Origin of the sequence: Phyllobacterium brassicacearum (assembly GCF_003010955.1) — a bacterium.
Classification (GTDB): Bacteria; Pseudomonadota; Alphaproteobacteria; order Rhizobiales; family Rhizobiaceae; genus Phyllobacterium; species Phyllobacterium brassicacearum.
This window is the reverse complement of the sequence record NZ_PGGO01000017.1, coordinates 47,450-59,821: the sequence shown is the minus strand read 5'-3', so window position 1 is coordinate 59,821 and position 12,372 is coordinate 47,450. Positions and strand designations below refer to the sequence as shown.

The 12,372-nt window shown below is 56.7% G+C and carries 13 protein-coding genes; 9 read left to right on the top strand and 4 right to left on the bottom strand.

Annotated features, from left to right (window positions below; translation table 11 throughout):
• Positions 1-266: 266 nt before the first annotated feature.
• From ppk2 to CU102_RS20325, 3 genes are all read left to right on the top strand, one after another.
• A complete protein-coding gene (ppk2, locus tag CU102_RS20335; protein ID WP_106712925.1) occupies positions 267-1,091 on the top strand; it encodes a polyphosphate kinase 2 in 825 nt (274 codons plus the stop codon).
• Between the two features lie 48 nt (positions 1,092-1,139).
• Positions 1,140-1,610 carry a histidine kinase gene (locus CU102_RS20330; RefSeq protein WP_106712979.1) on the top strand — a complete coding sequence of 157 codons (471 nt, stop codon included), beginning with the start codon at positions 1,140-1,142 and terminating at the stop codon, positions 1,608-1,610.
• A gap of 99 nt (positions 1,611-1,709) precedes the next feature.
• Positions 1,710-2,057, top strand: a complete 348-nt coding sequence (locus CU102_RS20325) for a hypothetical protein (RefSeq protein ID WP_106712924.1) — start codon at positions 1,710-1,712, stop codon at positions 2,055-2,057.
• Positions 2,058-2,153: 96 nt separating this feature from the next.
• Here the strand turns inward: CU102_RS20325 and CU102_RS20320 are convergent, their stop codons facing one another.
• On the bottom strand, positions 2,154-2,516 hold the full coding sequence (locus CU102_RS20320) for a CAP domain-containing protein (RefSeq protein WP_245425451.1): 363 nt from the start codon (positions 2,514-2,516) through the stop codon (positions 2,154-2,156).
• A gap of 275 nt (positions 2,517-2,791) precedes the next feature.
• Between CU102_RS20320 and CU102_RS20315 the strand changes: the two genes are divergently transcribed.
• Entirely contained in the window at positions 2,792-3,289 is a 498-nt protein-coding gene (locus tag CU102_RS20315; RefSeq protein WP_106712923.1) for a DUF2721 domain-containing protein, read from the top strand.
• A gap of 4 nt (positions 3,290-3,293) precedes the next feature.
• On the opposite strand, the gene CU102_RS20310 is transcribed toward CU102_RS20315, so the two are convergent.
• Both CU102_RS20310 and CU102_RS20305 read right to left on the bottom strand, forming a co-directional pair.
• Positions 3,294-4,907 carry an acyl-CoA synthetase gene (locus CU102_RS20310; RefSeq protein WP_106712922.1) on the bottom strand — a complete coding sequence of 538 codons (1,614 nt, stop codon included), beginning with the start codon at positions 4,905-4,907 and terminating at the stop codon, positions 3,294-3,296.
• Positions 4,908-4,911: 4 nt separating this feature from the next.
• Positions 4,912-5,772 (bottom strand): IclR family transcriptional regulator, encoded by an 861-nt coding sequence (locus tag CU102_RS20305; protein WP_106712921.1) that lies wholly within the window; start codon positions 5,770-5,772, stop codon positions 4,912-4,914.
• A 164-nt stretch (positions 5,773-5,936) separates the two neighbouring features.
• On the opposite strand from CU102_RS20305, the gene CU102_RS20300 reads away from it, so the two are divergent.
• A complete protein-coding gene (locus CU102_RS20300) occupies positions 5,937-6,788 on the top strand; it encodes a PCC domain-containing protein (protein ID WP_106712920.1) in 852 nt (283 codons plus the stop codon).
• Here CU102_RS20300 and CU102_RS20295 read toward each other — a convergent pair.
• A complete protein-coding gene (locus CU102_RS20295) occupies positions 6,785-7,843 on the bottom strand; it encodes a LacI family transcriptional regulator (protein WP_106712919.1) in 1,059 nt (352 codons plus the stop codon). The genes CU102_RS20300 and CU102_RS20295 overlap by 4 nt on opposite strands.
• Positions 7,844-8,162: 319 nt before the next feature.
• On the opposite strand from CU102_RS20295, the gene CU102_RS20290 reads away from it, so the two are divergent.
• The 4 genes from CU102_RS20290 (at position 8,163) to CU102_RS20275 (ending at position 12,372) form a co-directional block, all read left to right on the top strand.
• The gene (locus CU102_RS20290) at positions 8,163-9,407 is read left to right on the top strand and encodes an ABC transporter substrate-binding protein (RefSeq protein ID WP_106712918.1); all 1,245 of its coding nucleotides are present in this window, start codon (positions 8,163-8,165) and stop codon (positions 9,405-9,407) included.
• A gap of 66 nt (positions 9,408-9,473) precedes the next feature.
• Positions 9,474-10,382 (top strand): carbohydrate ABC transporter permease, encoded by a 909-nt coding sequence (locus tag CU102_RS20285; RefSeq protein ID WP_106712917.1) that lies wholly within the window; start codon positions 9,474-9,476, stop codon positions 10,380-10,382.
• On the top strand, positions 10,379-11,278 hold the full coding sequence (locus tag CU102_RS20280) for a carbohydrate ABC transporter permease (protein WP_208113869.1): 900 nt from the start codon (positions 10,379-10,381) through the stop codon (positions 11,276-11,278). Before CU102_RS20285 ends, CU102_RS20280 begins: the two co-directional genes overlap by 4 nt.
• Positions 11,275-12,372, top strand: a complete 1,098-nt coding sequence (locus tag CU102_RS20275) for an ABC transporter ATP-binding protein (protein WP_106712915.1) — start codon at positions 11,275-11,277, stop codon at positions 12,370-12,372. Before CU102_RS20280 ends, CU102_RS20275 begins: the two co-directional genes overlap by 4 nt.

The window sequence follows — 12,372 nt, the reverse complement described above, 5'->3', positions numbered from 1 at the left end:
AAGAGTGCAAGCGCTCACAGATTGACATCTGCGATGTATCTTACACGATGCTACGGGCGCGCCAGGTCCTCGCGCGCTAGTATCGACGGAACATTGGTACCACACAGCCGCTATTCGCACGTCCCTGGGACAGGGCCCTTATGCCATAACTGCGCCGACAGCCTACGTCTTGTTCGGTCCTGCCCGGTACTGGGGACGCAGCGATTTCGGCGCCAAAATTATTGAGTTGTCAGCAGCAGAGAACCAGCGTCGCGGAGGATTGGATGATGAATAAGAAGAATGACAAGTTGCAGGAAGCAACTCAGGACGGCGGCAAAAAAAGCGATTCAGGGCGTTATGAGAAGGAACTGGCAAGACTACAGATAGAGCTAGCATATCTGCAGGCGTGGGTTAAGAAATCAGGCGCACGCATCGTGATTGTGTTCGAGGGCCGTGATGCCGCCGGAAAGGGTGGCATGATCAAGCGGATCACGGAACGTGTCAGTCCACGGGTTTTCCGCGTCATCGCGTTGCCGGCGCCGACTGATCGAGAGAAATCACAAATCTACATGCAGCGATACATTGGATATTTACCCGCTGCGGGCGAGATCGTGATTTTCGACAGGAGCTGGTATAATCGCGCAGGCGTGGATCGAGTGATGGGTTTCTGTACCGAGAAGAAAGCGAAGCGCTTTCTCGAACTTGCACCGCGCTTTGAAGCGGCAATGGTAGAAAGCGGGATCATACTACTGAAGTATTTCCTCACCGTCAGCGAGGAAGAGCAAGAACGTCGGTTCCACCGGCGCACTGACGACCCTGTACGGCAATGGAAACTCAGTCCGATGGATATCACATCGTATCAACGCTGGTGGGATTATACGCGGGCTTATGACGAAATGTTCAGGATGACTGACAGTCAATACGCGCCGTGGTGGATCGTGCCGTCAGACGACAAGAAGCGGGCGCGCATTAACTGTATATCGCATATACTCCAGTCGATCCCGTACGAGCGGGTCAAGTTCGATGAACCGAAGTTTGGCAAGCGGCAAAAGCGTCCAGACGACTTCGTCGAGTCAGATGCCACCCTAAACGTTGTGCCAGACGTGTTTTGAAGCTCGGAAGTTTGGGACTTCACCCTTTTTATGAAGTGGATCAATGAGATGCCGGAAAAAAAGGACTTTGATGTGAATGCGACGCCTCCAAGCGCAAAGGACCTTCGTAAGGAAGTCATTCAGCGGGAGATGGAAGAAACTCAAAAGCAGGAAAAAGCAAAGGCAGCCCAGGAGCGAAAGGTCGCCGATTTCGCTGAAGATTTTCTCAAGAATCACGTCAGCGAAGCAGATATTTTGGCGGTCAGGCGGCAGGTGGCCAATGCGGTCCAGGCAGGGAAATTTGAGGCCATGGTCTACAGCTTTTCATCGGATCTGTGTTCAGACAGCGGCCGCGCGATAAACAGCGGAGACAGAAGCTGGCCGGACACGCTCCAGGGCAAGGCAAAGGAATTCTATGATCGCTACCAGCAATTCGGCAAGCCGCAGGGCTTCAAGCTGAAGGCAATGATCATCACCTTCCCTGGTGGAATGCCGGGGGACGTTGGCTTCTTCCTGAACTGGGGTTCGGACAAGGTGTGAATTCGGCCAAGACATCGCAAGATCAGACTCGGACAAAAAGTACGCAGGAGCCAGAAACGGCGAAAACTCGAACGATTGCCACCTAGGGAGCACGTTTTCATGAAAAAGCTGCGATTTCCGACGGTCAATGCCCTGTCCGCAATCTTGATTTGCTCGTGCTTCAGCAGCCCTGTGCTCGCTGAAGAGCCGACTTTCGCCAAACTTCAGGCAATGTGCAAAGACGCAAGCAACCCGTTGAACCACGGATATTGCGTCGGGTTCGTCGAAGCTATCGCTCTGCGCATTGCCCACGAGAACAAGAATTGCACACTTCTCCAAGAATACATTGATCAACCAAACACCAATTTTGTGCTTCCCGATCTGATCGCTGACCTTAATCCCAAGGAATATTCAGGCGACGCGCTTAAAGCCGTGGAGAAATTCTTCGTCAATAAAGGCTGCTCTTAAAACAACCTTTAAGGACCATTTTGGTTCGATTTGTTCAAAGCGAATGGAACCAATGGGAAGGTGACAAACGCTTTCGCGCTGAACGGTAACGGGGCGCTATCCACAGGCGAAGAAAGTAGCGTAAGCCCCGACGACAGAAACTCCTGCGTATCGCATGTTAGGCCGAAGCAAGTTCGTGTTATGGCCCGCGGAATTCCTCCATCCTGAAAAAAGATGCTGTGCATTCTTATATCTAAAGGCAACGTTTTCTGTACATATTCCACTGAGCCCGGCAGCTTTAGCTTGGGCCGATCTCTGGCGGAAGCCGTCGTGGCTGATGGTTGTCCGGGCTGCCTGGGACCGGCTATGTTGCCGTGCCAAGGCTTTCAACGTGCCGTTGGCGGCCAGGGGAGGCAGGCCATGGCTCGTCCTGTAGGAATTGATAAGGGTTAGTGTCTGGGGGCCAAAATCGCCTGTCATAGCAACCGGCTGTCCCATACCTGCACAGCTTGATACCAGAACCGCCATGGCGATTATCTTTAGGATTTTCATTTGTCGGATTTCCCCAGCTTCGCGTCCGCCATTTTCGCCTGGCGGGCCTTCCATCTAACACAAAGCTCGGGCTAGCGCTAAGTCTCAGGCCGGCTTCTAAATGCCGATGATGGGTTTCTGTCGGAATTGTTAGGTTTTGGGACACCTATTATGGCCATGACCGGCGAGCTGCACCAAACGAAGCCTTATGGAGAAAAATAGTAATGCTCGACGCAACATCGTCACCCGTTATCGTTTCGATCGTAAACACACTTGAAACAGCGCTGACGCCGGTTTTTCTGCTCGCTGGCACGGCCGGTTTCCTCAATGCGTTTGTGTCTCGGCTCTCCAGAATATCTGATCGTGTGAATGCAATATCTGACCTGATCGAAAAAGAGCATGAGATCAACGAGGATCGCTTCGCTCAGTTGAATTATCTGCGTATTCGTACCCTTGCGCTCGAAATCGCTGTGCTCTTGGGCACCAGCGCCGGCGTTTTTACATGTTTGGCGATTATCTCGCTGCTGGGAGGCGCGATCGGACGTAGCGGCTTTCGCGAACACGTATTGTATTGGCTCTTTTCAGGTGCAGTAGTGTCGCTGGGCCTTGCGTTGATCGCCTTTCTTTTCGAGATGATCGCGGCCAGCCAAAGCATGCTTCGGCAGATTGCCCGGGATCAGCGGACGCGACGGTCTTTGACCGTCGAACCGCGTGACGCGTGAACTATCAGACCGTGCTGTCCAGTTCGTTGCGCCTGATCAGTTCTTCGCGGACCAGCTTCTTGGCAATCTTGCCATAGGCGGATTTTGGCATTTCCGGCCAGAAGACAAGTCGCTTCGGTAATTTGTAGTGTGCCATCTTTCCGCTGAGCCAGGCCATGATCGCCTCCGGGTCTGGCGCTGTTCCCGGGCGCGCCACGCAGACCGCAAGGCCAACTTCGCCCCACATCGGATCCGGGATTCCAAGTACCGCAGCTTCGCTGATATCCGGATGTGCCAGGATCTTCTCCTCAATCTCCAGAGGATAGACATTCGAGCCGCCGGAAATATACATGTCCGATGCCCGCCCCGTGATGAAGAGAAACCCGGCGTCGTCCATGTGGCCGAGGTCGCCGGTGCGGAACCAGCCGTGGCGGAAAGCTTTCGCGTTTGCCTCCGGGTTATTGTAATAGCCGGCAAAAACCGCCGGGCCGATGACACAGATCTCGCCGGTCGTGCCGGGCGGCACTTCCCTGCCCTCGTCATCCTGGATTGAAATCTGCATGCCGGTGCGCGCATAACCGCACGTGCCCACGCGCGTTTCGGGGCCATCCTCCAGATGATGTTCCGCAGGCGGCAGCACCGTGATGTTGCCCGTCACTTCGCCGAGGCCGAAATATTGGACGATCACCGGTCCCAGCGTCTGCAGGGCACGGACCTGGTCGGTCCGGTACATGGGTGCACCGGCATAGATGACATGGCGCAGCGAGGAATGATCCCGAGTCTGGGCATCCGGGTGTTCGGTCAGCATCTTGAGGATCGTCGGCACGGTGAACATGTTGCTTACCTGCCATTTCTCGATAAGGCGCCAGGCCTCCGCAATGTCGAACTTTTCCGTTGGCAGGAGAATGGTTTTCGCGCCGCGGGCCACTTGTGTCAGCTGGTGGATGCCAGCGCCGTGCGACAATGGCGCGACAACGAGCGAGGCATCCTTATGGGTCGTCCCCGGCATTAAATCGCACAGGTGGTTGGTAACCACGAATCCCATCTGTCCGTGGGTTAGAACTGCCGCCTTCGGCCGGCCGGTCGTTCCGGAAGTGAAAAAGAACCAGCAGGGGTCACAGTGCTCAACCGGAGCCATTGCTACCATTTCGCCATCGAAACGATCGACAATGGCATCATAATCATCGCCAAATCCGGCCTTACCGATAGCAACAACAAATTTCAGATCGGGGCTGGCCACGCGGCAAGCATCCACGTGCTCCGGGAACAGGCGCCCGCAAATCATGCCTTTCGCACCACTTGCCCTGGCAAGGTAGGCGACCTCGTCAGGAGTCTGGCGGAAATTGGTCGGCACCCATACGGCGCCCAGCTTGAAGCAGGCGAACATGGATTCGAACATCTGGTTGCAATTTTGTGACTGGACGAGAATCCGGTCGCCCATGACAACGCCGAATTCCTTTTGCAATGCCGCCGCCATGGCGTTGACCCGGCGGAGCATCTGCGCCCAGGTCCATGATTGCTCGCCCCATACCAAGGCAACTTCGTCCGGAAAGCGTTTCGCTGATTGCACAAGAAATCCGGAAAGGTTCATCACCCGTTTCGACATGGGTTCAACGACCAGCCGGTTGATGTGCGTCATGACCTCACCTGCTCCAACCTGCCTCTACTGTTCTAATGGGAGTGGACGGGCGATCTGGCCGATCATTCAGCGGCTGGAGATGCGCCAGCCGCGCCTCGATCTTCCTGACCTCCCCGCGCATCAGGGTGGCCAGCTCCAACTGCCGCGGCGGTTGCATGCGGCTGTCAATGGCCGCAATACTGAGCGCCCCGGCGGGGCGGCCGTCCGGAAAACGGATCGCAAGGCCAATACCCCAGGAGTTGGCGAGAATACGCCCCGGATTGAGAGCAAACCCCATCTCCCGCGCCGTCGCGATGTCGACGCGAATCTGAGGTGGGGCAAGATCCGGAAATTCGGCCAGGAGCTCCGGCTCATTGGCTACGAGCACGGCTTCAATCTCGTCATCGTCCATTGTCGCAAGAATGGCAAGAGACCCGGCCCCCACGCCGAGGGGATGACGAAATCCCGCCTGCAATGCGTGCGTGCGAATAGGATAAGTGCCCTCTTCCCGGTGCAGGCAGACCGCATAATTGTCGCGCTGGATTGACAGGAAGCTGGTGTCTTGCGTCTTCGCCGACAAAAAACTCAGGCTGTCACGGGATATTTGCAGCAGGCCGTAACGCCGTGTCGCGAGCGTTCCGAGCACATAGGCTTCCTGGCCCAGGTAATAGCGGCGCGTCAGTGGGTCCTGTTCCAGCAAGCCGGAGCGAATGAGCGCAAGGAGCAGACGCCGCGCAGTGGGCTTGTTGAGGCCGCTTTGTTCAACGATGTCGCTAAGGGCCCCACCTTGATCGCCGAAATAGCTAACGAGGCTCAGGAGGCCGAGCGCCCTGTCTACGCTCTGGGAGCCGCTGAGGCCAGTTGTCCGGGTAACCTTCTGCTCCATGCTCCTCCCTCTATTTCGATCCACATTATGGATCACTCGATCACGCTATAAAACTATACCGCAAAATTGATTGCAAGCGGGCGACGTTCGTTTAAGATTTTTTCGACCGGAGCAAAGGAGCGCATTCTGCAGTATGGACGATATCCCCATTGCCTGAGCGCCGCTTGAAACAGCCCGGCCCAGCCCTTGCGGCGCGTTTCGAAAGTTTCGAAGGCGCAGGACGCAGAATTGACTTCACGCTCGAACCAGGACTGAGCATCAACGAAGCGATTGCCCGTCCCCTTCGCGCCGCTAACATATGCGCCGCAGCGATGACCCTTAGTGGCGGTGCTTTCGCCCCATTCCACTATCTGATGCCGGCGCTTTCAACCGACGGCTATCATGCGGCCTGGTATAGCGAGACTTTTTCCCCGCCTGGCGAAACACAACTCCAAAACGGCAATGCTACGTTTGGCGAGCGCGATGGCGCCCCGTTCATCCACTGCCATGCGATCTGGATCGAGTCCGACGGAAAGCGCGGTGCCGGACATATCCTTCCGCATGAGACCATTGTCAGCCAGCCCATCCAAGCGACGGCATGGGGTGTGGAAACCGTGCGAATGATATCAGAGCCGGACGAGGAAACAGCATTCACGCTGTTTCACCCCGTTCCGACGGGGGCAGGTATCCAGGGTGGAAGGCCGCGCACCGTGATCGCCCGCGTCTGTCCAAACGAGGATATCATTGCGGCGCTCGAAGCGATCTGCCGCAAGCATGATTTGGCGAATGCAACCTTGCGCGGCGGCCTCGGCAGCCTTATCGGCGCACGTTATGCGGATGGGACCAAAGTGGACGACATCGCCACCGAAGTCTTTGTAACGCGAGGGGGCATATCACCGGACGGTAGTGGGGCCCATCTTGAGATTGCGATGGTGGACACACAAGGAAATATTACCGAGGGCTCACTCCTGCGCGGAAAAAATCCCGTGTGCGTAACGTTCGAACTCTACCTGGAAGAAACCGGACAGCTTCCCTAGCGCAATTCGTGCTCGTCCGGATAGCTGAGGCTCTGCAACTCGCGTGCATCAACTCCAGCGATCCGGCGCAAAACCGCCCGCGCCAGTTCACGCCCGGCGTGACGAACATCCTCGTTGAAGACGATGATTTGCGGGCGGAACCATTTCAGGACGTCTGTCGACTGTTTTGAAACGAGATCGACATCCTCGCCGATCTTCAGGCCCGCAGCTTCGATCCCGGCGACCAGAGCGATGGCGGCCCCACCACTGCAGCAGACGATGCCATCCGGACGGTTCGGTCCCGTCATGATCTCCTCCATGCGGTCGCGAATACGGCCAAGCGACGTATCGACGTCAATGCCGGAGAAGGTAACACCAACAGCCCCGCCTTCCTCAATGGAACGTGAGAATCCGCGGTCAAGATGCCGGTAATAGGTCACGGCGGGCGAAGGTCCGGCAAGCATGGCGATCTTGCGTCGGCCCCTTGCAAGCAGGCTTTTCACCGAGAGATAGGCGAAGGCCTCATTGTCAAAGTCGTGGAACGGGTGCTCGATACCCATTTCCGTCCGGCCATGCGTGGCAAAGGGAATTCCATGCTCCGTGAGATAGCGGACCCGTGGGTCATCGGGTTCGGTGCGCGACATGATGATTCCGTCTGCCGACCCAGTTTCAACGATGTAGCGGATCGGCTGCATCGGATCGTTCTCAAGTGAATAAGGCGTGACCGTCAGATGGTAGGGGGTTTGGGACAGGACTTCTGAAATGCCATAGACCATATTGGATGTCAGCCCCATGATCGAGGACTGCGCATTGAGCACGAGACTGATGACATTCGTCTTGCCTGTGCGCAGGCGCACCCCGGCACGATTGGGCCGGTAGCCGATCTGCTTGGCAATGAGTTGGACGCGGTTCTTGGTCGCCTGCCCTATCTCCGGCGCATCCTTCAAGGCGCGGGAAACGGTGGTGACACCGAGGCCGGCCATAAAAGCAATCGTTTTTAACGTCGGACGCTCGCCTTCCGTTACTTCAACTGCGGCTTCTCCCGACCGTCTTTGATTGTCGTCCTTTGCCTTCATCTGCAATTGGCCGTTCTGTCATCCTTCGATAAATCAAAGCATTCTGTATCGTTTCGAATGTTTCAACAATTTTTGAGCTCACCAATATGATGATCTAATGCATTCCCGACCTTCAGGCAATATCGTCCTCGCCAAAATTAAAGTCAAACTTCGATGCAATACATCGTCACTTGTTTCATAACTAACTGATGTTATTGAATATTTTTCTATTATTTCGAACACATATTGCCGACAGAATGAAAAAAGTCCGATGCGGGAATTGCATCGACCAGAACTTTGCACTAGCGTACCTGTAACGTTTCAGATTTGGGAGGATACGATGCGTTACCGTTCCGCTGTGGCTGCCTTGGCCACCTCGACATTTCTTTTCGCTGCCGGACATGCCGGAGCAACGGACATTGAGGTCACCCACTGGTGGACCTCAGGCGGTGAAGCGGCAGCGGCGAAGGTTCTGGCGGAATCCTATGACAAGCTGGGCGGCGACAAATGGGTAGACGGCGCTATCGCCGGCAGCGGCACGACGGCCCGGCCTATTATCGTCAGCCGCATTCTCGGCGGAAATCCGATGGGGGCGACCCAGCTTAACACCGGGCGTGATGCCGAAGATCTCGTCAAGGCAGGACTCATGACCGACCTGACGGAGCTTGCTACCAAGGAAGGCTGGGCCGATTTCATCCGCCCGTCAAAGCTACTCGATGCCTGCAAGTATGAAGGCAAGATCTATTGTGTTCCCGTCAACATCCATTCCTGGCAGTGGATGTGGATCAACCCGAATGCCTTCAAAGAGGCCGGCGCCGCCGCTCCGACCAACTGGAACGAGTTCGTCGCCGCTGCACCCCAGTTGAAGGAAAAGGGAATCATCCCGCTCGCCACCGGCGACGCCTGGCAGGTCGACGGTATTTTCCGTGTGATACTGGCGACGCTCGGCGGCAAGGAACTCTACCTCAAGATCATGGACAAGAAGGACAAGGACGCCGCGGCCAGCCCCGAAATGACGGCTGTCTGGCAAGCCTTCGCCAATGCGCGCGATCTCGCTGATCCGGGATATGTCGGGCGGCAGTGGAACGAGGCAACTTCCCTGGTGCTGACCGGCAAGGCGGGGGGACAGATCATGGGCGACTGGGCACAGGGCGAATTCGGTCTGGCCGGCAAGGTCGCCGGCACTGACTATGACTGCCTGCCCGGGCTCGGCGTCAATCCTGTGCTCGATACGGGCGGTGATGCGTTCTATTTCCCGAAGAACAAGGACCCCGAGGTCACGCGGGCGCAATTGAAGCTCGCCAGCATGCTCGTCTCGAAGGAAACGCAGGTGGCATTCAATCTGGCGAAGGGTTCGCTGCCAATACGCGGTGACATCGACATGGAGGCGGCCAATGCCTGCATGCAGAAGGGCATCAAGATCCTCGCCGACGGCAACAATGTTCTTCCATCGATCGAGCAGGCGCTGTCCTCGGACGCCCAGGGACAGCTGGAAGATCTGAATACAGAGTTCTTCGCAAACAAGGACATGAGTGTCGAGGATGCGCAGGCGCGCTTCGTCGAGATCATCAGCGAAGCCCAATAGGCTCCAGACAAGCAATGACAGGTGCCGGCCTCCGGGCCGGCTGCACCGAGAGGTCCGGAGACTCCGATGGCTGTGAGCCGACGCCCGTTTGCCCCGATGCGCAATCTGAACGCCAAAGTGGCGGCAGTGCCAATGATCGTGACTGTGTTTGTGGTCTTCGTCGGCTGCACACTGTGGACCGTGATCTATTCCTTCACATCATCACGTTCGCTGCCAACGCTGGATTTCGTCGGAATGGATCAGTACGTCCGGCTTTTCCGGACTTCGCGCTGGACCGTTTCCCTGAAGAACCTCGCGATCTTCGGTATCCTGTCTCTGACCTTTTCGCTGGTGCTCGGTTTCATACTCGCCGCGCTGATGGACCAGAAGGTCCGCTTCGAAAATACGTTCCGCACGATATTCCTTTACCCCCACGCTTTGTCGTTCATCGTCACCGGCCTGGTCTGGCAATGGATTCTGACACCCGCCTACGGCGTCCAGAAGGTTGTCCGGGATCTCGGTTTCGAGACTTTCAATTTTCCGATACTGACCGACGGCCGGTTCACCATCTATGCCATTGTCATTGCCGGCCTGTGGCAAGGCACCGGCCTCGTCATGGCGCTGATGCTGGCCGGTTTGCGCAATATCGATGACGAGATCTGGAAAGCCGCACGGGTTGATGGCATCCCGGCATGGAAAACCTACCTCTTCATCATCATTCCGATGATGCGGCCGGTCTTCATCACTACCCTCGTGATCATCTCCGCGACCATCGTCAAGGTCTATGACCTAGTGGTTGCGCTCAGCAATGGCGGCCCCGGCATATCGTCCGAAGTGCCCGCCAAATATGTTTACGACTTCATGTTCTCGCGCGGCAATCTCGGCCAGGGTCTCGCCGCCTCCACCATCATGCTGACCACCGTCCTCATCATCCTGGTGCCATGGGCAATGCTGGAATTCCGTCCCGAGAAACGCCGCGGAGGTGGTTCAAAATGAGCTCAAGTCTCGCAAGCTTTGAACCGCGGGGCCGGCGCCCCAAGCGACTGATGTCGCCCGCTTCGATCATGATCTATTCGGTGCTGTTCGTGGCCGCGATCTACTATCTGATTCCGCTCTACGTCATGGTCATGACATCGCTGAAGGGCATGCCGGAAATCCGCATCGGCAATATCTTCTCGCCGCCGGTCGAGGTGACGTTCCAGCCTTGGGCAACCGCCTGGAACAGCGCGTGCACCGGGCTTTACTGCGAAGGGATCAAGGTCGGCTTCTTCAACTCCATGAAGATATTGGTGCCGAGCGTCATCCTTTCGATCATCATCGCCTCGGTGAATGGATATGCCCTCTCCAACTGGCGCTTCAAGGGCTCGGAGCTGTTCTTCACGGCGCTGATTTTCGGCGCCTTCATCCCCTATCAGGTCATGCTCTATCCCCTCGTCATCATCACGCGCCAACTCGGCATCTTCGGAACGCTGACGGGTGTCATCGTCATCCATACGATCTTCGGCATGCCGATCCTTACCCTACTCTTCCGCAATTACTTCGTTTCCCTGCCGCCGGAGCTGTTCAAGGCCGCACGCGTGGACGGAGCGGGGTTCTGGCGCATCTTTCTGCAGATCATGCTGCCTATGTCCCTGCCGATTTTCGTCGTCGCGGTGATCCTCCAGGTGACGGGCATCTGGAACGACTTTCTCTTCGGCGTGATCTTTGCCGGCACCAAGAATTTCCCGATGACGGTGCAACTCAACAACATCGTCAATTCGACGCAAGGGGTGAAGGAATACAACGTCAACATGGCCGCGACCATTCTCACCGGTGCTGTACCGCTCCTCGTCTATTTCTTCTCAGGCAAATATTTCGTCAGGGGCATCGCCGCCGGTGCTGTAAAGGGGTGACCGATTTGCATAGCGTTTCCATCAAAGATCTATCCCTCAATTTCGGCTCCATCAGCGTCCTGAGGGATCTCAACATCGAGGTTGCCGATGGCGAGTTTCTTGTCCTTCTTGGACCGTCCGGCTGCGGCAAGTCCACACTGCTCAACTGTATCGCCGGACTCCTCGAAATCTCCGACGGGCAAATCTTCATCAAGGGCAAGAACGTGACCTGGGAGGAACCGAAGGATCGCGGTATCGGTATGGTGTTCCAGTCCTACGCCCTCTACCCGCAAATGACCGTCGAACGGAACCTGTCCTTTGGATTGCGCGTTGCCGGCCTGCCGAAGCCTGAAATCCAGAAACGCATCGCGGCGGCGGCTGATATCCTGCAGATCGGGCCCTTGCTGCAGCGCAAGCCGGCCGAATTGTCCGGTGGTCAGCGCCAGCGCGTTGCTATTGGTCGGGCCCTGGTGCGCGATGTCGATGTGTTCCTGTTCGACGAGCCCCTCTCCAATCTAGATGCCAAGCTTCGCTCGGAGCTGCGCGTCGAGATCAAGCGGCTGCACCACAAGCTCGCAAACACGATGATCTATGTTACCCATGATCAGATCGAGGCCCTGACACTGGCCGATCGCATCGCAGTGATGAAAGGCGGCCTGATCCAGCAGCTGGATGACCCGCTGACGATCTACAACAAGCCTCGCAATCTCTTCGTTGCGAGTTTCATCGGTTCGCCGGCGATGAATTTCGTCAAAGGCGAGATCGCCACTGACGATGGCGAGCCGGTGTTCAGGTCAGCCGACCTTGACGTATCGCTTGCCACATACACTGCCCACGACAAACTCGCTCCGGGCCATTCCGTGATATTCGGCTTCCGGCCGGAACACATCACGATCGGTGACAAGCCCGGGCCGATTGGGCGCTCCTGCCCGGCCGTCGTTGATCTCGACGAACCCATGGGCGCCGACAGCCTCGTATGGCTGAAGGTCGCAGGCAAGGCCATATCGGTTCGGGTTGATTCCGGCCGGCGGTACCAACCCGGCGAAAAAGTGTTCCTCACCTTCAATCCTGCCATGGCCTCGGTATTCGACGCCGAAACCGAAAACCGCCTCTAG

Bases quoted from the DNA above. Each gene is read 5' to 3' on its own strand.
- CU102_RS20330 (WP_106712979.1), top strand. From the start codon at position 1,140: ATGCCGGAAAAAAAGGACTTTGATGTGAATGCGACGCCTCCAAGCGCA.
- CU102_RS20320 (WP_245425451.1), bottom strand. From the start codon at position 2,516: ATGACAGGCGATTTTGGCCCCCAGACACTAACCCTTATCAATTCCTAC.
- CU102_RS20290 (WP_106712918.1), top strand. From the start codon at position 8,163: ATGCGTTACCGTTCCGCTGTGGCTGCCTTGGCCACCTCGACATTTCTT.
- CU102_RS20315 (WP_106712923.1), top strand. From the start codon at position 2,792: ATGCTCGACGCAACATCGTCACCCGTTATCGTTTCGATCGTAAACACA.
- CU102_RS20305 (WP_106712921.1), bottom strand. From the start codon at position 5,772: ATGGAGCAGAAGGTTACCCGGACAACTGGCCTCAGCGGCTCCCAGAGC.
- ppk2 (WP_106712925.1), top strand. From the start codon at position 267: ATGAATAAGAAGAATGACAAGTTGCAGGAAGCAACTCAGGACGGCGGC.
- CU102_RS20295 (WP_106712919.1), bottom strand. From the start codon at position 7,843: ATGAAGGCAAAGGACGACAATCAAAGACGGTCGGGAGAAGCCGCAGTT.
- CU102_RS20280 (WP_208113869.1), top strand. From the start codon at position 10,379: ATGAGCTCAAGTCTCGCAAGCTTTGAACCGCGGGGCCGGCGCCCCAAG.
- CU102_RS20310 (WP_106712922.1), bottom strand. From the start codon at position 4,907: ATGACGCACATCAACCGGCTGGTCGTTGAACCCATGTCGAAACGGGTG.
- CU102_RS20285 (WP_106712917.1), top strand. From the start codon at position 9,474: ATGGCTGTGAGCCGACGCCCGTTTGCCCCGATGCGCAATCTGAACGCC.
- CU102_RS20325 (WP_106712924.1), top strand. From the start codon at position 1,710: ATGAAAAAGCTGCGATTTCCGACGGTCAATGCCCTGTCCGCAATCTTG.